25 protein-coding genes and 1 tRNA gene are annotated in these 20,796 nt (G+C 50.3%); 16 read left to right on the forward strand and 10 right to left on the reverse strand.

The genetic code is table 11. From position 1 onward, the window contains the following. Nucleotides 1–459: 459 nt before the first annotated feature. Complete coding sequence (locus ABCO64_RS05470; protein ID WP_253460813.1) at nt 460–1,332, reverse strand: DUF368 domain-containing protein; 873 nt, start codon at nt 1,330–1,332, stop codon at nt 460–462. A 70-nt stretch (nt 1,333–1,402) separates the two neighbouring features. On the opposite strand from ABCO64_RS05470, the gene ABCO64_RS05475 reads away from it, so the two are divergent. The 5 genes from ABCO64_RS05475 (at nt 1,403) to ABCO64_RS05495 (ending at nt 5,926) form a co-directional block, all read left to right on the forward strand. Next, nucleotides 1,403–2,596 (forward strand): cofactor-independent phosphoglycerate mutase, encoded by a 1,194-nt coding sequence (locus tag ABCO64_RS05475; protein ID WP_256472537.1) that lies wholly within the window; start codon nt 1,403–1,405, stop codon nt 2,594–2,596. 153 nt (nt 2,597–2,749) lie between these two features. Next, the gene (locus tag ABCO64_RS05480) at nt 2,750–3,517 is read left to right on the forward strand and encodes a hypothetical protein (protein WP_253460819.1); all 768 of its coding nucleotides are present in this window, start codon (nt 2,750–2,752) and stop codon (nt 3,515–3,517) included. Nucleotides 3,518–3,537: 20 nt separating this feature from the next. After that, entirely contained in the window at nt 3,538–4,677 is a 1,140-nt protein-coding gene (locus tag ABCO64_RS05485; RefSeq protein WP_253460822.1) for an ORC1-type DNA replication protein, read from the forward strand. 50 nt (nt 4,678–4,727) lie between these two features. Continuing rightward, nucleotides 4,728–5,672 carry a methenyltetrahydromethanopterin cyclohydrolase gene (gene mch / locus ABCO64_RS05490; protein WP_253460825.1) on the forward strand — a complete coding sequence of 315 codons (945 nt, stop codon included), beginning with the start codon at nt 4,728–4,730 and terminating at the stop codon, nt 5,670–5,672. A 180-nt stretch (nt 5,673–5,852) separates the two neighbouring features. After that, a tRNA-Val gene (locus ABCO64_RS05495) sits at nt 5,853–5,926 on the forward strand. Nucleotides 5,927–5,950: 24 nt separating this feature from the next. Here the strand turns inward: ABCO64_RS05495 and ABCO64_RS05500 are convergent. Together ABCO64_RS05500 and ABCO64_RS05505 are read right to left on the reverse strand one after the other, a co-directional pair. After that, on the reverse strand, nt 5,951–6,196 hold the full coding sequence (locus ABCO64_RS05500; protein WP_343089304.1) for an ATP-binding protein: 246 nt from the start codon (nt 6,194–6,196) through the stop codon (nt 5,951–5,953). A 128-nt stretch (nt 6,197–6,324) separates the two neighbouring features. Next, nucleotides 6,325–7,254, reverse strand: coding sequence for an SDR family oxidoreductase (locus ABCO64_RS05505; RefSeq protein ID WP_253460831.1), 930 nt, complete (start codon nt 7,252–7,254; stop codon nt 6,325–6,327). Nucleotides 7,255–7,475: 221 nt separating this feature from the next. On the opposite strand from ABCO64_RS05505, the gene ABCO64_RS05510 reads away from it, so the two are divergent. The 4 genes from ABCO64_RS05510 (at nt 7,476) to galU (ending at nt 10,528) form a co-directional block, all read left to right on the forward strand. After that, nucleotides 7,476–8,744: a UDP-glucose dehydrogenase family protein gene (locus ABCO64_RS05510; protein ID WP_253460833.1), complete on the forward strand. Its 1,269-nt coding sequence runs from the start codon at nt 7,476–7,478 to the stop codon at nt 8,742–8,744. Between the two features lie 110 nt (nt 8,745–8,854). Continuing rightward, nucleotides 8,855–9,046, forward strand: coding sequence for a hypothetical protein (locus ABCO64_RS05515; protein WP_253460836.1), 192 nt, complete (start codon nt 8,855–8,857; stop codon nt 9,044–9,046). Between the two features lie 21 nt (nt 9,047–9,067). Continuing rightward, entirely contained in the window at nt 9,068–9,613 is a 546-nt protein-coding gene (locus ABCO64_RS05520) for a hypothetical protein (RefSeq protein ID WP_253460839.1), read from the forward strand. Between the two features lie 39 nt (nt 9,614–9,652). Further along, nucleotides 9,653–10,528, forward strand: coding sequence for a UTP--glucose-1-phosphate uridylyltransferase GalU (gene galU / locus ABCO64_RS05525; protein ID WP_253460842.1), 876 nt, complete (start codon nt 9,653–9,655; stop codon nt 10,526–10,528). A 376-nt stretch (nt 10,529–10,904) separates the two neighbouring features. On the opposite strand, the gene ABCO64_RS05530 is transcribed toward galU, so the two are convergent. Further along, on the reverse strand, nt 10,905–11,042 hold the full coding sequence (locus tag ABCO64_RS05530) for a hypothetical protein (RefSeq protein ID WP_253460845.1): 138 nt from the start codon (nt 11,040–11,042) through the stop codon (nt 10,905–10,907). 560 nt (nt 11,043–11,602) lie between these two features. Here ABCO64_RS05530 and ABCO64_RS05535 point away from each other — a divergent pair. The 3 genes from ABCO64_RS05535 to ABCO64_RS05540 all read left to right on the forward strand — a co-directional run bounded on the left by ABCO64_RS05535 (nt 11,603) and on the right by ABCO64_RS05540 (nt 12,398). Beyond that, a complete protein-coding gene (locus tag ABCO64_RS05535; RefSeq protein WP_253460848.1) occupies nt 11,603–11,839 on the forward strand; it encodes a DUF7557 family protein in 237 nt (78 codons plus the stop codon). After that, a complete protein-coding gene (locus tag ABCO64_RS10965; protein ID WP_367227091.1) occupies nt 11,840–12,100 on the forward strand; it encodes a type II toxin-antitoxin system RelE family toxin in 261 nt (86 codons plus the stop codon). It abuts the gene before it with no gap. 121 nt (nt 12,101–12,221) lie between these two features. Further along, complete coding sequence (locus ABCO64_RS05540; RefSeq protein WP_253460851.1) at nt 12,222–12,398, forward strand: DUF2283 domain-containing protein; 177 nt, start codon at nt 12,222–12,224, stop codon at nt 12,396–12,398. 131 nt (nt 12,399–12,529) lie between these two features. Here the strand turns inward: ABCO64_RS05540 and hepT are convergent, their stop codons facing one another. Together hepT and ABCO64_RS05550 are read right to left on the reverse strand one after the other, a co-directional pair. Beyond that, nucleotides 12,530–12,967 carry a type VII toxin-antitoxin system HepT family RNase toxin gene (gene hepT, locus ABCO64_RS05545; RefSeq protein ID WP_253460855.1) on the reverse strand — a complete coding sequence of 146 codons (438 nt, stop codon included), beginning with the start codon at nt 12,965–12,967 and terminating at the stop codon, nt 12,530–12,532. Nucleotides 12,968–12,975: 8 nt separating this feature from the next. Then, nucleotides 12,976–13,371, reverse strand: a complete 396-nt coding sequence (locus ABCO64_RS05550; protein ID WP_253460859.1) for a nucleotidyltransferase domain-containing protein — start codon at nt 13,369–13,371, stop codon at nt 12,976–12,978. Between the two features lie 82 nt (nt 13,372–13,453). Between ABCO64_RS05550 and ABCO64_RS05555 the strand changes: the two genes are divergently transcribed. The 3 genes from ABCO64_RS05555 to vapC all read left to right on the forward strand — a co-directional run bounded on the left by ABCO64_RS05555 (nt 13,454) and on the right by vapC (nt 14,342). Continuing rightward, complete coding sequence (locus tag ABCO64_RS05555) at nt 13,454–13,657, forward strand: hypothetical protein (RefSeq protein WP_253460862.1); 204 nt, start codon at nt 13,454–13,456, stop codon at nt 13,655–13,657. A gap of 77 nt (nt 13,658–13,734) precedes the next feature. Beyond that, nucleotides 13,735–13,935, forward strand: a complete 201-nt coding sequence (locus ABCO64_RS05560) for a type II toxin-antitoxin system VapB family antitoxin (RefSeq protein WP_211529865.1) — start codon at nt 13,735–13,737, stop codon at nt 13,933–13,935. Beyond that, on the forward strand, nt 13,932–14,342 hold the full coding sequence (vapC, locus tag ABCO64_RS05565) for a type II toxin-antitoxin system VapC family toxin (RefSeq protein WP_253460865.1): 411 nt from the start codon (nt 13,932–13,934) through the stop codon (nt 14,340–14,342). Before ABCO64_RS05560 ends, vapC begins: the two co-directional genes overlap by 4 nt. Nucleotides 14,343–14,851: 509 nt before the next feature. On the opposite strand, the gene ABCO64_RS05570 is transcribed toward vapC, so the two are convergent. Beyond that, nucleotides 14,852–15,061: a hypothetical protein gene (locus tag ABCO64_RS05570; protein WP_253460868.1), complete on the reverse strand. Its 210-nt coding sequence runs from the start codon at nt 15,059–15,061 to the stop codon at nt 14,852–14,854. After that, a complete protein-coding gene (locus ABCO64_RS05575) occupies nt 15,051–15,374 on the reverse strand; it encodes a PIN domain-containing protein (protein WP_253460871.1) in 324 nt (107 codons plus the stop codon). The genes ABCO64_RS05570 and ABCO64_RS05575 overlap by 11 nt, the downstream gene beginning before the upstream one ends. A 1,034-nt stretch (nt 15,375–16,408) precedes the next feature. On the opposite strand from ABCO64_RS05575, the gene ABCO64_RS05580 reads away from it, so the two are divergent. Continuing rightward, entirely contained in the window at nt 16,409–17,491 is a 1,083-nt protein-coding gene (locus tag ABCO64_RS05580) for a GDP-mannose 4,6-dehydratase (protein ID WP_343089252.1), read from the forward strand. Nucleotides 17,492–17,745: 254 nt separating this feature from the next. Here the strand turns inward: ABCO64_RS05580 and asnB are convergent, their stop codons facing one another. Together asnB and ABCO64_RS05590 are read right to left on the reverse strand one after the other, a co-directional pair. Continuing rightward, on the reverse strand, nt 17,746–19,443 hold the full coding sequence (gene asnB / locus ABCO64_RS05585) for an asparagine synthase (glutamine-hydrolyzing) (RefSeq protein WP_253460877.1): 1,698 nt from the start codon (nt 19,441–19,443) through the stop codon (nt 17,746–17,748). A gap of 99 nt (nt 19,444–19,542) precedes the next feature. Beyond that, on the reverse strand, nt 19,543–20,667 hold the full coding sequence (locus ABCO64_RS05590; protein ID WP_253460880.1) for a glycosyltransferase: 1,125 nt from the start codon (nt 20,665–20,667) through the stop codon (nt 19,543–19,545). Between the last annotated feature and the right edge of the window lie 129 nt (nt 20,668–20,796).

The raw sequence follows: 20,796 nt of genomic DNA on the forward strand, positions 1-20,796 counted from the left end.
TTGGGTTTTCAACTCTCAAGTGATCGTTGTTGGTTGGGTTAATCGAAAAGCTCTAGATTATAAAAATGACGACATATGTCAGTAGGCCCCCACCGCCCTCTTCTCCGTCCGCACATGCTTCGCAGGAGAGGTTGAGCCAGGTGGCCGCAGATGCTGGCACGGAAGGGGCGGGAATGCTTCGGGGGCTGGCCAGAGCAGATAAACGCCCGATTCTTTCAGAATCGCCTTTCAGGTTGCTCTGATGAGCAAGGGTTTATCATCTCTGTCATCCTGTTCCCTTCGCTTGACCCCGCCCCCGATATCCGCGCTGCAACTGCTTTTAGTCACTCCCAAATGTTCCCGGTTGTTGCATCGGGATCTCTTCCCCTGGATCATTTCCCACGTTCCGAAGAATTCAGGAAAAACTTGGCGATCAGAACGCTGGAGAAGAGTCGGAATTGGGATGAGCTGCTCTCTCACTTATTGGGTCTTCTGTATCACGCTCTCCCGCTTCTTCTGCCTGAAATACTCAATTGTGCCGATCAGTACCGCTCCGGCTATGCAGGCCAGGATAACGTCGGTTGTGAATCCGCCTGCGTCATTGATCCGCTCAATGAGTGTTCTCGTTGATCCGAGCATCAGGCCGGTCAGGGTGGCGAGGACAGCAGCGGTATAGCGGTCAAGGAGGTATCGGAGAGCGCGGGAGAAGAGGAGTATTCCGATTGCGCCGCCTGCAATAAAGGCGGTGATCTCAGGGATGGATACATCGCGCAACGCCTCGAGCATATACTCATACTGGCCGAGGACGAGCGTCAGGTACGCGCCTGAGATGCCTGGAAGGATCATTGCGCAGAGCGCTATCATGCCGGTTGCAAATATCACCGGGAGTGAGTGACCAAATGATCCAATTGGCAGGCTTCCCACCAGGTAGCCTCCACAGAAGCCTGCTGCAATGAAGAGAAACGCATCCCGCTTTTCAGCTTCCACCTGGAGTGCGATGACAATGGACGAGGCAACGATGATCCCAAAGAAGAGGCCGAATGCCTCGCCCGGATAGCTGTCGAGGATATGCAGGATTGCTCGTGACATGAGCAGCGCGGCAGTACCGATACCGGCAAGCAGGGTGATGAGAAAGAGGGGATCGGTTCTGAGAATCTCCTGCCTGAACCCCTGGATGTCTCCGCGCAGTAGCCTGATGGCAGTCTGTGGGCGCACAGCGGCTATCGCATTGATGAGCCGCCCGTAAATGCCGGTAATAAAGGCCATTGTGCCGCCGGATACGCCTGGTATGATGTCTGATCCTCCCATCAGGAGGCCTCGCAGAAAGATGCCGACTGCCTCCATGAATCTCATTGCAGGTTTCACAGGGTAGTGTTGGTGCTATGGGGGCTTTTAATGATACGAAAGACGAATGTTGATCCGGATGAACCCGGGTGTACTACAGACATCACAGCAAAAGTGCCTGCTCATCCTCGGAGATGGCATGGCTGATGAGCCGATTGCGGAACTTGGCGGCAGGACTGTTCTTGAAGCGGCATCGACGCCGAATATGGATTATATCGCACGGCATGGACGTATGGGGATGCTTCAGACTATTCCGTCAGGATTTGAGCCAGGATCAGATATAGCAAACCTCTCGGTTCTTGGCTATGATCCGGCACGCTACTATACAGGCCGGGGGCCGCTTGAGGCGGCATCAATGGGCGTGGTACTTGCTCATGATGATATCGCATACCGTTGCAACCTGGTGACGGTTCAGGACGGTGTGATGGCAGATTTTTCTGCCGGGCATATCTCAAGTGAAGAGGGCAGGGAGCTCTTTGCTTCACTGCAACCAGCGCTGGCTGGTACGTCTCTTTATTCCGGGATCAGCTACCGGAATCTCCTGCTCCTCCATCATGCACGCGGTGCAGAGACGACACCGCCACACGATATCGTCGGCAAAGAGATAGACTCGTTCCTTCCTGAGGGTGAGGATAAAGAGATACTGCGCCATTGCATGAAGGTCTCAGCAGAGGTCTTTGCAGATCACCCGGTGAACCGGGCGCGTGCACGGGAAGGGAAATCTGAGGCGACCATGATATGGCCATGGAGCGGGGGGAAGACACCATCCCTTCCCTCGTTTCAGGAACAGTTCTCCCGGTCAGGCGGCATGATCTCAGGGGTTGATCTCCTCTTTGGGATCGCGCGGATTGCGAAGATGGAGGTGATCAGGGTGCCTGGTGCAACCGGATACCTGGATACCAATTACCGGGAAAAGATCCGGTATGCAGTTGATGCGGCAGCGAGGCTTGATTTTGTGTATGTGCATGTTGAAGCACCTGACGAGGCAGGTCATCTTGGCAGCATTGAAGAGAAGATACGCGCAATTGAGCGGCTTGATGAGGCAATTGGGATTGCTTTGGAAGAATTTGACGGGATGATTGTGCTCCTCCCCGATCATCCGACTCCAATACGCCTGAAGACGCATACGCGCGATCCCGTTCCGTTTGCGGTTCTTGGACTTGGTCGTGATGAGACTACGCAGTACTCTGAGCGGGAAGGGGAGCGTGGATCCTATGGAATACTGCAGGGGCCGGAGCTCCTGCCGTTTCTCTTCTCTAGGACGAATGAGTGAAAAAGTGGAAGCGGTGGCATCAGACCCCTTGCATCATCATCCGTTTCGTCAGCGGGGGTAACTCTCATCATCTGCCACTCACTATTGTCAGGGTTGTCTGGCGGGAAGGTTTTTTCCGCAAACCATATTCACCCTTGAGAGGATAGTGATTGTATGGGTACCCGCAAAGAGGTGACGATCGGCATTACGATCAATCTTGATAACTTCGAGAACATCAGGTTTGATCTCAAAGGGGAGGCTGAATCAGAGGAGGATGTCTCTGAACTTGTCAGGTTTCTTGATGGTGTGCTCGACACAATCGGCCGTGATGATCAGGCGACACGGGAGCGGGTCGATCACTACAGAAACCGGGTTTTTGGATCATATTTCCAGAAAGAATCATTGGAAGGCGATTTTGGGATGCCAGAGAGCACCTTCACCTCGTGCCCGGTAACAGGTGACGAGGAGCGCATGGAGGATCCCGCGTACTATGACTCGTCTGGAAACGACACGCCGGATCCACTCGAACTATCTGGCGATCTTTTGCTTGCGTCAGATAATGCAGAACGTCCGGAAGAGGAGCGTGCAGCAGAGGGTGGAGATGTGCATGCAGGGGTTTTGGAAGAGCCTGCAGAAATGGGACAGGGGAGTGGCCCAGATACTCCTGGATCTCCTGAAAAATCTATGGAAACAGGTGATGGTACAGATAGTGGTTTTGGATCACCCGACGAACCAGCACCTGGTCCGGAGCCATCTTCAGGCAATGATGTTCTTCTGGCAGGTGACACATCTGCTGGAGCTGCTCCCTCCAAAATGCGCGAGCCTGCCGCATCTGCATTTGTCTGCGAGGCATGTGGTGTGGAGGTGAATAAGGTTCAGCATGATGTCAGCCACCTCTTTATGAACAAAACACTCTGCAAGGAATGCATGAATAAATCCTGATTCAAACGAGGTTTAGGTTCTTGGCGAAGAAGCTGCTGATGTGGGATGAGACGCTCTTCCGCGACCCCCTGGTCTTTGAAATAGATCATGTTCCCGACGAGTTCCGGTTCCGTGATGCCCAGATGGCTGATCTCTCGTTTCAGGTTCAGCCAGCGCTCCGGGGTAGCCGGCCGCTCAACTCACTCTGCCGCGGCCCGCCTGGTACCGGGAAGACGACGACTGTCCGGAAGCTCTTCGACGAGATAGAGGAGAATACGAAAAAGATTGCCTGCGTCCACGTGAACTGCAAGATCGATAACACCCGATATGCGATTCTTGCAAGGGTCTACAAGCATCTGGCAGGCCATCTTCCAAAAACCAGCGGGACCAGTTTCAACCAGGTCTATGACGCAGTATGCCGGGTCCTCCAGAAGGAGGATCTTGTCCTGGTCATCTGCCTTGATGATGCAAATTATCTCCTCTATGAAAATGAGCTGAATAACGTCATCTACCCGCTCCTCCGTGCGCATGAAACCTATGAGATGGTGAAGGTGGGTGTAATCGTCATCTTCTCTGATATGGATGTTGATCCGGCGACTGCTTTTGATTCACGTGTTGCATCTGTCCTGAGGCCGACTGAGGTCTTCTTCCCCCCCTATACTGCAGCAGAGATGGAGGAGATCCTGAGAATGCGCATACAGCAGGGTTTCTATCCCGGGGTCATCTCAGAAGAGATGCTTCAGCAGGTGGTCGACAACACAATGAAGGCCGGGGATCTGCGTGTTGGGATCGATCTCCTGAAACGTGCAGGCCTGCTCGCGGAACGGGATGCCCGGCGATCGATTGAGGAGGATGATATCCACCGCGCTTACGAGGTCTCACGGCGCTTCCATCTTGCGTCGCTTGTGAAGGCTCTCTCGCGTGACGAACAGTCGGTTCTCGGGGTGATTGCCAGGATGAGTACTGAAGAGGCGGGAATGGCAGCTGGAGACGTGTATGCCCGGGTAAAGGAGGAGATGACTCTTGGGTATACGAGGTACTATGAGATCATCCGGAAGCTGGATACCATCCGGCTGATAAACCTTGATTATAGAACCGGAAGGGGGAGAACGCGGGTGATAACGCCGCGTTACAGCCCGGATATGGTGCTCGCCGAGATGGGGGTACGTGAATCAATTTAGCAACTCTTATCTGTTTTCCAAAACCCTAGTACTGGTGACAGAGGGATTATATGGTCAGTGTAAATGAACTTGGATTGGATCTCTTCGAAGAGCTTGTGGAACTCTCAGATCTCTTCAATGTGGCGTATCATGAACTTGACAACGGCTCACGCATCGTCGACTGTGGCGTTGCTGTTCCCGGCGGGTATGGTGCGGGCGAGTTCTTCACCCGGATCTGCATGGGAGGCCTTGGAGAGGTTACCTACCGGATGGGCGAGATTGGCGGGATTCCCCAGCCGTTCATTGATATCAATACGGACTTCCCCGCGATCTCCTGTCTCGGCGCCCAGAAGGCCGGGTGGACAGTGAAGGCCGGGAACTATTTCGCAATGGGCAGCGGTCCTGCACGTGCGCTCTCCCTGAAGCCGAAACACACCTATGAAGTAATCGAGTACGAGGATGAATTCGATGCAACCGTGATCTGCCTTGAGTCTGATATTCTGCCCAATGGCGAGGTTATGGAGAAGATTGCAGAAGCCTGCAAGGTCGAGGTTGAGAATGTTGCGGCAGTTGTTGCACCGACATCATCACTTGTCGGGTCGATTCAGGTTGCCGGACGGTGTGTCGAGACTGCGGTCTATAAGCTCAACGAGCTTGGGTTTGACACAAAGAAGATCATCTCGGGTATTGGCACTGCACCGATTCCGCCGGTTCGCGGACCAAAACTTGCGATGGGTGTCACAAATGACGCAACCATCTACCACGGGCAGATCTGCCTGACGATGGATGCGCCGGAGATTAAGGACTATCTCGACAAGATACCAAGCAACACCTCGAAGGGGTATGGAAAGCCCTTCAACGACATCTTCAAAGAGGCCAACTATGACTTCTACCAGATCGATACGTCGCTCTTCTCCCCTGCAGAAGTGGTGATTAACGAGATCTCCGAGGGCGCGGTGTACCATGTGGGTGCTGTGAACTCAGAGGTTACGCTGAAGTCATTTGGGCTACTCTGAAGTGGGTTTTGTCATTTCGAAGGTGACATGGAGGACATGGAGGGGCTGATTTTCCCCCTTTTTGTTTCCACCCTGTTGGTTGAGGCAGGGGTATTGTGGAGTTTTGTTTAAAGTGCTGATCTGTTCCTGTGATCGGCAGTATTTAATTCGATAGAAGCCAATTCTATTGGAATCAGAGTCGGGCTTGTGGTCTAGCTGGTTATGACGTCGCCCTTACACGGCGAAGATCTCCGGTTCGAATCCGGACAGGCCCATCTTCTTTTTCGATTCTGGTTGATTTATGGGGTTTTTCCTCCCAGGTATTCTCCCGCATCGTGTGCAAAAATCTGGATATTTGCATGTGTCCCTTCTTCTGAGGCCAGAAAGTAGAAGCCCCTGGCCTTCTTCAGGAACTGTGCAAGGAGCGTGGTCTTTCCTACTCGCCGTCTGCCATGAATGATGATGCATTCGGGTTTCTGCGAGTGATATCGACCCATGAGGAAGCGGAGTTCATCATCGCGATCAACGAAGATTTGTTGAGATATAAGTAGACTACTTCATAGTCAACGAAAATGATACAGGTGATGGTCTGGATTGGATGTTTGGTAAACTGGGGGATGAGACATGAATCGTCTGATGGAAGGGTTAATCGTGCGGCTGTCCGGTATGAATGTTACATCTGGTCCAAAAACCACGCAACCGTCTCTTGTAATCCTTCTTCAAGTGTATATCCGGGAGTGTAGCCAAATGCTGCCGTTGCCCGTGAGATGTCGGCAAGCGAGTCCCTGATATCGCCTTCACGCGGTGCTTCGTAGATTACTTGTTGCCTGCTGCCTGTGATCTCCATCAGGGTTTCTGCGAGTTCATTGAGTGTGATCCGCCTTCCGCAGGCGATGTTGTAGACGCCGGTTGCATCGCTTTCCATTGCCTGCATGTTTGCCATGACGACGTCTTTGATATACGTGAAGTCGCGTGTCTGGTTTCCATCACCGTAGATGATCGGGCTCTGGTTGTTCAGAAGGCGGGTGATGAACTTCGGGATGACCGCTGCATATTCTGATGCCGGATCCTGGCGGGGGCCGAAGACATTGAAGTACCTGAGGAAGACTGTCTGGATGCCATAGAGTTCGGTGAAGACCTTGCCGTAGTATTCATCGGTAAGTTTTGTGACTGCATACGGGGAGAGGGGATTTGGCATCATCCCCTCCTCCTTTGGGAGGATGGGGGTGTCGCCATAGACTGATGAAGATGAGGCGGCAACGACTTTCCGGACGCCGTTTTCTTTTGCTGCAACGAGGAGCCGGAGGGTGCCGGTGATGTTTGCTTCGTTTGTGGTGATTGGATCCTTGACTGAGCGGGGTACAGAGGGGATTGCTGCCTGGTGGAAGATACCATCGATTCCGTCTGTGATCTCGACCATCAGGTCATAATCGGTGATGCTCCCATTGATAATGGTGATATTCCTGTGATCTCTCTGATGCCTGATGTTCTCCTGCCTGCCGGTGGTGAGGTTATCAACAATTGTTATCTCGTGGTTTGCAGCGAGATGGTCAGCGAGGTTTGATCCGATGAAGCCGGCACCGCCGGTGATGAGGTAGTGCATGGATAATCTGTTGATCGGGGGTGATAATGAGGGTTGCTTTTTGTGGGTCTCTTCTGTTTGGGACATGACCACAGGATTGCTGGTTCTGCCTCCTGGTCAGGCAGGTCCAAACTGAAGCTTCCTAGACTTCCTTCATCTGGGTAAAGACGGTATCTACAAATAATAATCTCCCGGATATAATTGTAGTAACTCCTTTAGCGTTATTTGTTCGGTGATATATTGTGAACATATCAATACTTGGAACCGGTTATGTCGGTGCAGTAACAGGCGCCTGCTTTGCAGAGCTTGGGAATGACGTTGTCTTTGTGGATATCGATCCTGCCAGAACAGACTGTATCCGTACCGGCAGGTCTCCTATCTTCGAACCTGGCCTTGATGATCTGCTCACAAAGAATCTGGATCGGATCTCTGCGACAACGAATACCAGAGACGCGATCCGGGATACCGATGTAACCTTCATCTGTGTCGGGACTCCTTCGAATCCGGATGGTTCAATCGATCTTGGGTATGTCGAGGCTGCCTGCCGGGATATCGGGCAGGTGCTCAGGGAGAAGGATGGATGGCATACGGTTGTAATGAAGAGCACTGTTGTGTCTGGAACAACAACGGGAATTGTTCGGTCAACACTTGAAGACGCATCCGGGAAGGTTGCCTTCCGCGATTTCGGGCTCGCAGCAAACCCTGAATTCTTACGGGAAGGATCAGCACTCACGGACGTCTTCTCGCCGGATAGGATTGTGATTGGTGCTGAAGACTCAACATCACGCGAGATCCTTGAGAGCCTGTATGGGTCTTTTGACTGCCCGAAGATCGCCTGTGCAATCCCGGTTGCCGAGATGATCAAGTACGTGAGCAATGCGTTTCTAGCCACCAAGATCAGCTTTGCAAACGAGATCGGCAACCTCTGTAAATCAATGGGCATCGATACAGCCGAGGTCTTTGAAGGTGTTGGCCTCGATGCCAGGATTAACCCGGCTTTCTTCAGATCAGGCATCGGGTTTGGCGGCTCCTGCTTCCCAAAGGATGTCCGTGCACTAATTGCACAGGCCAGGTCTCAGGGTGTCCCTCCGCAGATCCTAACAAGTGTGGTTGCGGTAAACGAAAACCAGCCCCTCCGGCTTGTTATATTACTGAAGAAGCATATCCCGGATCTCCGGGGCAGGAGAATCGGTGTCCTCGGACTAGCCTTCAAGCCGGATACCGATGATATCCGGGAGAGCCGGGCGATCCCGATCATCGAAGAACTCCAGAAAGAGGGGGCGGGCGTTATCGCTTATGATCCCCTGGCAATGGAATCATTTGGGAGACTCTTCCCTGATATCTCATATGCAGATTCCGCAGAGGATCTGGTTTCAACTGCAGATGCAGTCCTTCTCACAACAGAATGGAAGGAGTTTGACGCACTCGATTACACCGGGAAGCTGGTGATTGATGGTCGGCGGGTTCCGAAGGCAGCGGTTGGATCCATCTATGAGGGGGTCTGCTGGTAATGTGTGATCCGATCGTGTACTGTACCAGGCTCTGCATTGGAACGAGGGCAAAGCGTATGGATGGGTGATTTATCCAAAGGATTATCTGTTTTCTCAGGAATATGAATAATATGGAGCCGGAGATTATGAAGGAGAAGAAATTCAATCCCGAAGATGTCATCGGGAAACCTTACAGGAGAGGGATGTTACCCTACGGTGGATCAGTGACAAGGGGTCGGATATCCTATGCTGTCAGTGAGGAAGAGTACCTGGAAGATATGAGGCGTCTCCGATCAGTTTTGAACAAGCCATCTGATCGCTAACACACGATTCTGCAGGAATTCATGAACAATCCAACCATTTTTCTGGATACACCAATCTTTTTCACCTGTGCTGAAGATACGCGATCAAGAACCACTCTTCAGCATGCCAGAAATGCAGGCTATTTAATTCAGACGTCCATATCGGTTCTAGGTGAAGCCTTCATCCAGATGCATGAGCACAAAAAAGCGCTTGATTATATCACCAGTATGAATCAGTTCCTCAATGACTGGAATGTCGCAGTCCACTTTCCAAATGATTCTGTCCGGATACTCTGTTATACTATGGGAGAAGAAGAAGTTGACACCCGGATGATCCGTGAGCCGACCGATCGCACTCACCTCGCCTATTCGATGGCATATCATTCAGACTATTTTCTGACGTCCGACCGAAACCTGATCAGATACCGGATTCCATCCTCTCTCGAAGCAATCGGGTTTTCAAAACCCGCCTGCCTGCCACTTGAAGAATTCAAAAATGAGATGCTTATGAAGGTGCGTGACGTCTCATATGAATGGGATACAACAAGATACTCAAACCACGGAGAAGACGATAAGAATGACGCGTAACAGTACTCTATCAGTCCCTGCACCGGGGGTTGTCTGCCCATGACCATCACAAAAGCCGTCATCCCGGCAGCCGGCCTCGGCACCCGGTTCCTGCCGGTCACCAAATCAATGCCGAAAGAGATGCTCCCGATCATTGATGTTCCCGTGATCCATTATGTTGTCCAGGAGGCGCTTGCCTCAGGAATTGACGATATCATCATCATCACCGGCCGGAGCAAGCGGGCGATAGAGGATTATTTTGATGATGCGCCGGAACTGGAGATGCATCTTGCAAAGAACCCAAAGAATGCCAGCGTGCTGTCGATGGTTCGTGATATTTCAAAGCTTGCTGATATCCACTATGTCCGGCAGAAGGAGCCGCTTGGGCTTGGTGATGCGGTACTCAGGGCTGAGAAGCATATCAGCGGCGAGCCGTTTGCCGTTCTCCTTGGTGATGATATCATCAAGAACGATACCCCCTGTACGCAGCAGCTGATCGATACCTACACCCGGTACCGCTGCTCGGTGCTGGCGGTTGAAGAGGTCTCTGATGCGATGGTCTCAAGTTATGGGATCATCAGGGGAAAGCCGCTTGAGGATTCGCTCTCGCTTCTGGAGGATATCATCGAGAAGCCGTCCCTTGCAGACGCCCCATCCCGGACGGGTGCGATCGGGCGGTACGTCTTCACGCCCGAGATCTTTGACTGCCTCCATGCAACCCGCCAGGGTGTGGGTGGGGAGATCCAGCTGACTGATGCGATCCGGCTTTTGAATGCCCGCCAGAATATCTATGCCTATGAGTTCTCGGGCAGGCGGTATGATACCGGGGATCGGATGGGCTACCTGGAGGCAATTCTTGATGTTGCACTTGAGCAGGACGATCTGCGGGGCGATCTGGTGGCATATATGAAGGGGATTGTGGAGAGGTCGGAGTGAGTCTCCGGGCTCCTGTTATCCAGGTGGTATGAATGCTTTATTAAATATGCCCATTTCTTCGGTGTGCCTTTTCGATAGACATGATATGAGTGATATAGACGGTTTTCTCATCTGGATCGATGGTATAGATCACAGTGAACGAGCGTGCGATATGGAGACGGTATGATTCCCGTTTCTTATGTGTACGAAGCTTTTCTTTGTCTCCATCCTGACCCGGATATGGATTATTCTGTAAAATTTTCAGCTTGTCTTTGATAATCCGTTGATCTTTTATATCAAGCGAATTGAGAAACTCAAGCCCTCGTTTGTCCACCATAAGGTGGAATGTCAAAGCTCTAACTCCATGAATTCATTGCGAGCCATTACCTCTTCGATATCATCCGCGAGGCGCTCTTTTTTTTATTCTATCTACCAGTCGCGCAAGCGTCTCGTCGAGCGTCTCGTTCGTGAGTCTGAGATCCAGAATCTCGTTATAGGTCTTTTTTGAGACGGGAATAATCTCCGTAGCCGACATTAATTTCTATTATATGCTGATCATAGATATAATTTCTTTCACCGGGATGAGAAGAAACAAGACCCTATCGTCAACGCTTGTCTCCGCGGACCCGGATATAAGGGTGGAATTATCATCTGATTATGGGATCATGGTACATCCGCCCTTTCAGGGTGAGCACCTCCGAACCCCCTTTCCGGTCTCCAGTAATGGCGATCCTCGTGGTCACCGAACGGGGCTAATAGCCCCGCCGAGAGGATTGCAGCGCTCCTGCGCTCATGAGGTTGTACTGGGTCTCCATGAGATACAGAGGAAAGCTGGAGATACCTGATTTCTGTCCTTCCCTGCATAAAATGAATGGTTGACGCGCCCTGCCGCTCCCTTATGAAAAGAAACCAGTAAGGAAACGACGAAGTCACTGCGTGAAACCTGGTATCTTCCTTCTGCAATTCAACCAGGTGGTGTTGTGGACGGTGGTGCAGGAAGCCCTGCCCTTTAGCCGTGGGGAGTTTACCCTGACAACTCTCCTATTCCTTATGGTCTAGCGGAATACCTATGTCTCTTCAGGTATACTTTAGTATATGGCAGGAGAAGTAACCACCATCAAGATTACTCCAGGTGTGAAACAAAGACTTGATAGGTTGAGGCGATATCCCCGTGAGTCTTATAACGAGATAATCTCACGGCTTACCACGGAAAAAGAAGAAGAGGGAATAACTGAAGAAGATATTTTGGATATTGAGGAAGCGCTTGAGGATATCAAGGCAGGCCGGGTCTATTCGACTGCCCAGCTCAAACAGAAACTCGGTCTTGATTGAATGGGATACACCATTATCTGGACTGATAAATCCAGGAAAAACCTTGAGAAATTACAAAAAGATACCGCAGCCAGGATAATCGAGCGTGTCGACGCCATTGGTGACGATCCATTTCAGCACATTGACCGGTTGGCGGGTTCAGCCTGGTATACATATCGGGTGGGCAAATACCGGGTTATTCTTGATATAAAACGAAATACGTTGATAATATATGTAATCAAAGTCGGTCCAGGGAAAGTTGTCTACAGAAATCTGGAATAATGTGATTTGCCATTTGGAAGCCAAAGAGGGAATATAAAGAGAAGGCAACTCCGAGTCATCATAAATTCAATTCTATCTCCAAATCGTGTGATAACAATATCGTTGACAGAAGATAACGACCATGAAAGTGATCATCGATAAAGAGGCTGATGCCCCTATTAAGGATTCAGAAGAGATCAAGCCGGGTGTCATCCTCGATTACGATGACGAGAATAACCTGGTTGGAATTGAGATCCTCAATATCTCCAGGCGTGTGCCTTCTACCGTATTGACTTCGGTTCAGCTGGAGACTGCATGATCTCATTTCGGGTTGGATCACTTAATACCAGGAACTCCAAAACGTAGAGACTAATTTCGGCCGGGAGAGGAACCCGGCATCTTATTCCGCAGTGGTGTAGGGATTTGGGATCGAAAGACGAATTATCCAAATCAATCTGCATTTGTGTTGAGGTATTCTATAATGGCCTGTTTGAAGAGAGCAAAGTCTCCAAGGTTTTCCTGCAGGATTGTAAATGCAATCTCATCGTTTATCCGGCCATATCTGTGAACCACCAGATTGCGAAAACCCTTCATTGTCCTGAGTTTTTCATACATTTCAGACCTGATGATTCCATGTGTCACGAGGTGGATGATACTATCCTCATCCTCGCCTGGAATCCCAAGCTTCAGATCCGCATTCAGGATTGCGCAGATGTCGAAGACATTTTCAATTGCATATTCGATTCGTTTGTAGATCCCATCCTTCAAGAGGCCCATATCAAGGAACTCTTCAAACGATTCCGGCAGATGTTTCTTCACCAGCAGGACGCTCTCCTCCATTTCGATAAGCTTTGTCCGGATCAGTGTGTCCCTGACTACACCACTCATGCCGCCCCTCATACCATCGCCTCTTTTCCGATATAGTCGTAGAAACGGTGTTTGAACCTATCAAATTCCCTGATCGTCCGGTATGCAACATCATACGCAAAACGCAAATCCTTTGCATAGAGCAGACGGCCCCGGATGACCTCAATTCTGATGTAGAGCGGGAGATGTGAAAAAATCTGGATATCAATACGGAAATCTGATAATTCTTTTATGCATGCAAACCGGAATCGTTCAGCCTCAGTTGTATCGCCATCATACCAGAGACAGAGATCGACATCCGAATTTGCCCGTGCCTGCCCCGCTGCAACAGATCCATAGAGGAAGATGAAACAGACGCGATCAAAGCCATCGATAGCTTTGATACGCTTCAGGGCTTTGTCTGCAAGGTCTTCTGTGGGGGGCATGCAGGATCTCATATGTACGTAATGGGTGTTCATCATCATATGTATTATGACAGGTCAGCACAATAAACCATAAAGCGATGAAATGAAACAACCAGAGATAACTGATGTTTTGCCCCTCCAACACGAAATTGAACGAATCATCGATTCCCTGCTCATTGGAGAAGTTGAGCTGGAGGATGATGAAATCCTCCTCATTTCAACGTATCAGGATCGGAAGAAGAACGGAGCTCTGATCCTCCATGAACTAGAGAGTATTTCCGTAGACGCCACCAACTGCACCTGGTAACGATCGAAGATGCGGGTTAAATTTATACGTATATGAAACCACTTTTGTGTAACCAAATGTGTGGTGGTATGTGTACTATGGGGACAAATCTTGCGCTCGATGATCATCTCATTGCTGAGGCCCAGGCAATCGGGGGAGCCCGCACGAAGAAAGCCGCGGTTACTGAAGCTCTTGAGGAATATATTCGGAGAAGAAAACAGGTACGGATCACGGAACTCTTTGGAAAGATAGAGTATGATCCAGAGTATGACTATAAAAAACACCGTCTGCGAAGATGAAAGTCCTTGTTGATACCTCAATCTGGTCTCTTGCGCTCAGGAGAAGAGGTGTTCTGTCAGAGGATGAAAAAGTACTGGTCAGTGTATTGATCGATCTGATCGATGATGCACGGGTTGTTATGATCGGTCCAATCAGGCAGGAATTACTCTCAGGGGTCTCATCAATGTCACAGTTCAATGAACTCACAGAGCATCTGCAATCCTTTGAAGACCTGCCCCTTTACCGTGAGTACTATGAGAGGGCCGCTGACTTTTTTAACATCTGCAGACGATCCGGTGTTCAGGGTTCACATATTGACTTTTTAATCTGTGCAGTGGCAGTTGAAGCAGATCTGCAGATTTATACCTCAGATCGTGACTTTATTCTGTATGCAAAGCACCTGCCTATCCGTTTATATGGGACATAACCGAATAACTCCTTATTCACTGCGGCCTTCAGGGGGGCACTGCTATCCTCCTTCTGGTCTCCGGTGAGGGCGGCCTTGCGGTCACCAAGCGGGGCTTTCCGCCCCGCCGGGAAGATATCTGCGCTCTTGCACTCATGAGGTTGCACTGTTTCTCCTTCAGATGCAGAATATCGATAGTTGACGCGCCCTGCCGATCCCATTTGAGAAGAGGAGCACCGCCTGCCTGCAATCGCTGGCGTACTACTCCATGCACTGCGACTCCATGGGCTTACCCATTACCCGCATCAGGCGCCAGCGCTCCCCGCGATTGCCCTGACCCCCCTGCTATCCTTACTCCCCCCTTCAAGTGAAGGGGGGGCAGGGGGGATTGCCGGGGTGATGTCAATGGCACAGTCTGACAGATATCAAAGAGAGAGGGAGGCTGCCTGTAAGCGCTTGTCTAATGTGGTCTTTCGGGAAAAGAAAAGATCTGTCTTTAGAAGACAATATCTAACTGGTTTTTATACGCATCAAGTTTTTTGACTTTTTGCACTATGGGCAATGACATCCGCTATATATTTTTCCGGATCTGATTCCAGCCACCGTTTCCTATCTTTTGTGTAATCACCGGCACCAGGATCATATATCTGGAGGAAACGAACTGCATCAACCGGACCAAGAATTTGTACCAGTGCATCAATTCCCTGCTTATGAATTTCATTCAATGTTTTAGTCTGCATATCTGCTCACCTCCATGAGCCATTCAACCGGATTTATAACTTTAAGAGATATCTTATCCTTGTTGCTCTTAATAATTTTTATAAGTGCGTCATCTGTTGTAAGCATAATAGCACCAATGGATTCAGCACATGCAAGATGCAGAGCATCCGCAGAATCGACACCCAATCCTACAAACGAAAAGTATCGCTCTGAGATCGTTTTTGTGATGTGAACATGCTCGGTTGCTATAGCCGCAAGTTGCTCTACTTTTCTCTTTAATGTCATGTCAGGAATTCGTGAGATCTCATATCGAATCGCATCACTTGTTACCAAGGATTAGTCAGATGTTGTACATCGTATCAGGATCTCTTTAATCGCCTCAGACTCAAGGTGAATACGATTCATTGCCTGGTTATCGAATGGTCGGCATAAGCAGCATACATCAAGATACATTTTCACGATACCCCTCCAGATTCTCCATAAATAGCTATTGAGTGTAAGCTAGAAGTTCCTCGCTGGAATAATCCAATCATACTACATATTCGGGATTGGATATAGATTAATGGCTACATACGTCTCTCTCGCTCTTGGCTTCGGATCTAATGGGATACTATCACATGCAAACGCAATGAGCTGGAGTTCAATTGCTTTTGTGTTTTTCTTTTCCTCATCTTCAGTCTTACGATCATAGCAGCAGAAAGCCCACTACTATTGTCCTGGGAGTGTGTCAAGAGCCTATTGTGTTCCTTTATTGCCATTTCAATTGGTGTTGAAAAATGAATTGCACCTGAAACAAATTACCGCTCCCTACCGTGCCCCCACGAAAAGGAGAACGCACCCCGGCCTGCAATCGCCATAGTACTAATTTCTGTACCGCGCCTCCATGGGCTTACCCATTGCCCGCACCAGGCGCCAGCGCTCCCCCCGATTGCCCGGACCCCCCTGCTATCCTTACTCCCCCCTTCAAGTGAAGGGGGGGCAGGGGGGATTGCCTAAGGGAGGAGTGTCACAGGACTGCAGATGCGAATTAGAGATGGAAGCTGCCTGTAAGCGCTTGTCTGATGGAAAGGTGATCTGCCGGGACTGGTGACTGAGTGAGGCTTGACTCCTCGCTCCTCCGGGGGGCACCGCCTACCCCCTCCGGTTCTTGGAGTGGGCGACCTGTCGGTCACCGAACGGGGCTACCCGCCCCGCCGAGAAGATATCAGCGCTTCGCGCTCATAGCGGTTGATCGGGTGTTTCAGTTCATGGGCTATGTTCTTGGTGCTTGAGGCTTCTGGCATGAGATTGACCTATGAAACCTCAGGAGAATCAGAAGAATAACCTGCGACGAAACTGAAAAGAAAGATATGGGGGCAGGGATATAGGTGCATATACGCATGGGCTCATCAAAGAAGGAAATTGAAGCAGATCCGGATACCAGGCCAAAAGCCCTCGTCACCGGGTGTGCCGGGTTCATCGGGAGCACCCTGACCGACCGGCTGCTCGCAGACGGGTTTGCGGTGATCGGGATCGACCGTTTCTCGGACTACTATGCACGTGATCTAAAAGAAGAGAACCTTGCTGCTGCCATGCAGCACCCCCGGTTCACCCTCATTGAAGCGGATATCGTGGAGATGACCACGTTCCCCGCAGTCGATTATGTCTTTCACCTTGCCGCCCAGGCAGGTGTCCGGGCATCCTGGGGGAGGAGCTTTGATATCTACACCCGCGACAACATCCAGGCGACCCAGCGGCTGCTGGATTTCTATGCAACTGAAGCCAATGCACCTGATGCCAATGCAACGGATGCGGCCGCACCCGCCGCCGCAACCGAAACCGGTGGGCGCCCATCTGAGCGGCTGAAGCGCTTCGTCTACTCCTCCTCTTCATCAGTCTATGGCGACATTGAGCTCCCGATGCGTGAAGACCGGATGCTGCAGCCCGTCTCCCCCTATGGCGTCTCGAAGCTCGCCGCCGAGCACCTCTGCTACCTGTACTGGAAGAATTATGGGGTGCCGACTGTATCGCTCCGCTACTTCACAGTCTACGGCCCCCGGCAGCGGCCCGACATGGGAATCAACAAGTTTGTCAAGGCCATCCTGAAGGGTGATCCGATCACCATCTATGGCGACGGAACCCAGACCCGCGACTTCACCTATATTGATGATGCCGTCGAGGCGAATGTGGCGGCGGCTCTCTGTGACGCCAACAATAGTGCTGTCTGTGGTGAGACCTTCAATATCGGCGGCGGCAACCGGATCAGTGTCCGGGATCTGATCGCCGCCATTGAGGGGGCAACAGGCAAAACGGCGAGGATCGAGTATGCCGACGAGCAGAAAGGCGATGTCCAGGATACCTGGGCAGATGCGCAGAAGGCGGAGAAGGGCCTTGGGTGGTCTGCGAAGGTGCGGATTCACGAGGGGCTGGAGAGGTATGTGGCGTGGATTGATGGCGGGGATAGCCATTAATCTGACCTGACATGGCCTCTTCTTTGTATTTTGTATTTTCCCGTTAGATAGGATTTGTGTTCAGATCAGGTTCTGTAACTCTTGCAGGTATATCTCTGGCAGGCATATCTTCCTGTCCGGGCGTATCGATACACTGCCTGAGCCAGAGCTCCGTGCAGATTATCCGCCAGATTTCGCCTGAATAGGAGCTCGCCTGAATAGGAGGAGCGGCCCTCGACGAAGTCACGGTAGGTTGCAAGCACCTCGTCTGCATTTCAGTAGGGGCGTGATCTGAATGAGGGTAAGGTGAGGATCTTTACAATTTTGGGCTGCATTGCCTCCTTCATCCATACTTCCTCTGGTGTTGAGAAGCCGCGCTTATCCATCCGGCACCTGATTGTTTCCGGAAGGAGTCCTTTTGTTGCTTTTCTCAGGATATATTTTGTAATGCCTCCCCTGATCTTCTGATCTTCAGGAAGTGATGCGAGGTATTCAACCAGGCGGTAGTCGAGGAACGGAACACGCGACTCAATTGAGAAGGCCATTGATGTCCTGTCTTCCCAGTGGAGCATGTAGGGGAGGTTTGCACGGGTGAGATCGACTGCTAATGCTTCTCCAAGGGTACCCTGGTATCTGGGAAGGGGATCAGCCCCTACAATCCTGATCAATCCACGTCGCTTCCTCCGGGTGATGACCTGGTGTAGTGCAAACCAGAAGAAGCTCCGGTGATGCCGGAGGATACCGATCACCTCCTTAATCGCAATGAGGGGATGACTGGCCCTGATCAGGCCCCGGAGATGTGGGATGTGGTAGGCGATATAACCTCCAAGCAGCTCATCTGCACCCTGACCGTCCAGAACAACCTTGACATGTCTGCTCGCTTTCCGCATCACACAGTACTGGGAATACATGGTGAGGCTTGCGAATGGCTCATCATTGCTGTAGAGGAGGTGATCGAGATCCTCCCATATTGTCTCTGGTCCTGGATAGGTTGGATGTGATCTGACGTGTGTATCGTCTGCAATGATGTCGATGTACTCACTCTCATCAAACTGCTTATCTGAGAAACATGCTGAGAAGGTATTCTGGAGTTCATTGCCATTGTTGGAATTATCGTGTCGAAGCACCCTGTTAATAAGTGCGGTGAGAGTTGAGGAGTCAAGTCCGCCTGAGAGGCAGGTTCCAACCGGCACGTCAGATCTGAGATGCAGCCTGACTGCATCTTTCATCAGGGCAAGAAAATCCTCAGCATACTCTTCATCGGTTGTCGAGGTTGTTCTGAGTGCCGGGTTCATGGAGATCTCCCAGTATGGGATCTGTTCTCCGACACCTGCTTCTGTCACAGTCAGGGTATGGCCGGGAAGGATCTGGAAGATGCCGTCAAAGAGGGTTTCTTCTGTATGATCGGTTAACGCCCATCCAAGGAAGTCAGAGAGGCGTGCTTCGTTTACGGATCTTCCAATACATGGGTGTTCCCTTAGTGCCTTGATCTCGGATGCGAAGATGAATGAACCGTTCATTATTAAATAATAGAACGGCTTAATCCCGAAACGATCACGTGCGCAGAAGAGCTCCTCTCTCATACTATCCCAGAGTGCAAATGCCCACATCCCATTGAAGCGTGACAGGCATTCTGCACCCCACTCTTCATAGGCATGAATAATCACCTCGGTATCAGATTCGGAACTAAATGTATGGCCAAGATCCCGGAGTTCCTCTCGCAATTCCTTATAATTGTAGATCTCACCGTTGTAGACGATCCAGATGGTCTCATCCTGATTTGACATCGGTTGGTTACCGGTTTCCGAGAGGTCGATGATCGCAAGGCGACGGTGTGCAAGGCCGATCCGGTCGTCTACATAGACTCCATCGCCATCCGGTCCCCGGTGAGCAAGGGTTTGAGACATCCGGTGGAGAAGGTCAGGACTGACCTGCCCGCCACCTATGATACACTGCCCTGCAATGCCGCACATGGAATACATCTACGGCTTGAGAAGGTAAAAATTATACTCAGACAAGTGTATCTGGGCCAATTTGGGTGTGGTATTATACACGCCATCTTCGATTAAATGTTACTGCTTCTTTGAGGTACTCTCCCACACCCGCATGTCTTTTCCCAGGTTGAGGAGTCCTCTGAGGAGATATGCCTGGTTTGTTACAAAGGCTGTTATGATATTGCTCTTCGAGATGAGGCTGATTGCTAGAAATGCAGCAATTGCTCCAATGGGTAGGAGAAAATTGATGAGAAGAAGGCTGGTCAGCAGGAAGATACAACTGATGAAGAAGAGGAGAGGAGTTAGAAGGTACATCATTATTCTGAGCGGGTAGAAGAGTCGTGAAAATGGTCTCTTTTTCTTCAATAAGTCAAAATTTGCGACTGTTGCCTCAATCAGCCTGGTGGCTCTCCGGATCTTTTGTTTATATTGTCTTGAAAAGTTCTCTGGTATATCCTCGTAAACAACAGCATCAATTTCATAGACTGCCCTGTATCCGCGTCTGATAGCTTCAAAAGCGGTGTTTGCATCGTCTGCACCACGGCGATCATCGATCCGATGCACGCGATCTTTTTTAAATGCAACAAGCCCGCCATTAAAGTTATATGTTGAATCGACTGCGCTCTCCCATGCACACATCCTCCCATAGTAGTCGCGATATGTGTTCTCTATTTGGGATGTGTGTGTCAATTCTTCAGGGAGTGGCCTGAGATCACCACAGACTGCAGCAATCCTATCTTCGCTCATGAGCCTTGTGATCAGCTTTTTAAGAGCATTTTTCTCAAAGAAGACATCGGCATCTGTTGTAACCAGAATGGAATGGCTTGCAGCTTCGATCGCTCTGTTAATGGATCTGTTTGTCCCCATACGTTCCTGGTTCTTCATTACCGTATTGTTGATGCCCGCCTCCCGACAAGCATCTTCTGCATCCCCAAGTGTATTATCTGATGAACAGTCATCAACAAGAATTATTTCATATTTATCGATTGGATACTCGGATTCTTTTATATTGAAGATCCTCTCCCTGATAACTGATGCTTCGTTGTATGCTGCAATGATGATACTGATCTCCGGATAATCCTCTGGTTCCTGAGCAGGGACTTCTTTTTTTCCCAGATGAATTCCTGTAAAGAAAACAAGGTAGGGAAAGATTGCGACGACGAGGATGAAGAATCCAATGAAGAGGGTTAAAGAAAGCAGCATTAGTACATTTTTATGGGAGGATATATAAATGACTTCGGAAGGGTTTGAGGTTATGAGGCCATCAAAACAAATGACCCTGAATTTCATCCCATCAAATCAGGATGGGGTTTGTTTTGATGGCTCCGATGG

The sequence above is a fragment of the Methanocalculus natronophilus genome (genome assembly GCF_038751955.1).
GTDB lineage: Archaea > Halobacteriota > Methanomicrobia > Methanomicrobiales > Methanocorpusculaceae > Methanocalculus > Methanocalculus natronophilus.

What these genes read in the sequence shown, in the direction of transcription:
- ABCO64_RS05470 (WP_253460813.1), bottom strand. Translation starts at nt 1,332, where the DNA reads ATGAGATTCATGGAGGCAGTCGGCATCTTTCTGCGAGGCCTCCTGATG.
- ABCO64_RS05475 (WP_256472537.1), top strand. Translation starts at nt 1,403, where the DNA reads ATGAACCCGGGTGTACTACAGACATCACAGCAAAAGTGCCTGCTCATC.
- ABCO64_RS05480 (WP_253460819.1), top strand. Translation starts at nt 2,750, where the DNA reads ATGGGTACCCGCAAAGAGGTGACGATCGGCATTACGATCAATCTTGAT.
- mch (WP_253460825.1), top strand. Translation starts at nt 4,728, where the DNA reads ATGGTCAGTGTAAATGAACTTGGATTGGATCTCTTCGAAGAGCTTGTG.
- ABCO64_RS05505 (WP_253460831.1), bottom strand. Translation starts at nt 7,254, where the DNA reads ATGCACTACCTCATCACCGGCGGTGCCGGCTTCATCGGATCAAACCTC.
- ABCO64_RS05515 (WP_253460836.1), top strand. Translation starts at nt 8,855, where the DNA reads ATGGAGCCGGAGATTATGAAGGAGAAGAAATTCAATCCCGAAGATGTC.
- ABCO64_RS05520 (WP_253460839.1), top strand. Translation starts at nt 9,068, where the DNA reads ATGAACAATCCAACCATTTTTCTGGATACACCAATCTTTTTCACCTGT.
- galU (WP_253460842.1), top strand. Translation starts at nt 9,653, where the DNA reads ATGACCATCACAAAAGCCGTCATCCCGGCAGCCGGCCTCGGCACCCGG.
- ABCO64_RS05530 (WP_253460845.1), bottom strand. Translation starts at nt 11,042, where the DNA reads ATGTCGGCTACGGAGATTATTCCCGTCTCAAAAAAGACCTATAACGAG.
- ABCO64_RS05535 (WP_253460848.1), top strand. Translation starts at nt 11,603, where the DNA reads ATGGCAGGAGAAGTAACCACCATCAAGATTACTCCAGGTGTGAAACAA.
- ABCO64_RS10965 (WP_367227091.1), top strand. Translation starts at nt 11,840, where the DNA reads ATGGGATACACCATTATCTGGACTGATAAATCCAGGAAAAACCTTGAG.
- ABCO64_RS05540 (WP_253460851.1), top strand. Translation starts at nt 12,222, where the DNA reads ATGAAAGTGATCATCGATAAAGAGGCTGATGCCCCTATTAAGGATTCA.
- hepT (WP_253460855.1), bottom strand. Translation starts at nt 12,967, where the DNA reads ATGAGTGGTGTAGTCAGGGACACACTGATCCGGACAAAGCTTATCGAA.
- ABCO64_RS05550 (WP_253460859.1), bottom strand. Translation starts at nt 13,371, where the DNA reads ATGCCCCCCACAGAAGACCTTGCAGACAAAGCCCTGAAGCGTATCAAA.
- ABCO64_RS05555 (WP_253460862.1), top strand. Translation starts at nt 13,454, where the DNA reads ATGAAACAACCAGAGATAACTGATGTTTTGCCCCTCCAACACGAAATT.
- ABCO64_RS05560 (WP_211529865.1), top strand. Translation starts at nt 13,735, where the DNA reads ATGGGGACAAATCTTGCGCTCGATGATCATCTCATTGCTGAGGCCCAG.
- vapC (WP_253460865.1), top strand. Translation starts at nt 13,932, where the DNA reads ATGAAAGTCCTTGTTGATACCTCAATCTGGTCTCTTGCGCTCAGGAGA.
- ABCO64_RS05570 (WP_253460868.1), bottom strand. Translation starts at nt 15,061, where the DNA reads ATGCAGACTAAAACATTGAATGAAATTCATAAGCAGGGAATTGATGCA.
- asnB (WP_253460877.1), bottom strand. Translation starts at nt 19,443, where the DNA reads ATGTGCGGCATTGCAGGGCAGTGTATCATAGGTGGCGGGCAGGTCAGT.
- ABCO64_RS05590 (WP_253460880.1), bottom strand. Translation starts at nt 20,667, where the DNA reads ATGCTGCTTTCTTTAACCCTCTTCATTGGATTCTTCATCCTCGTCGTC.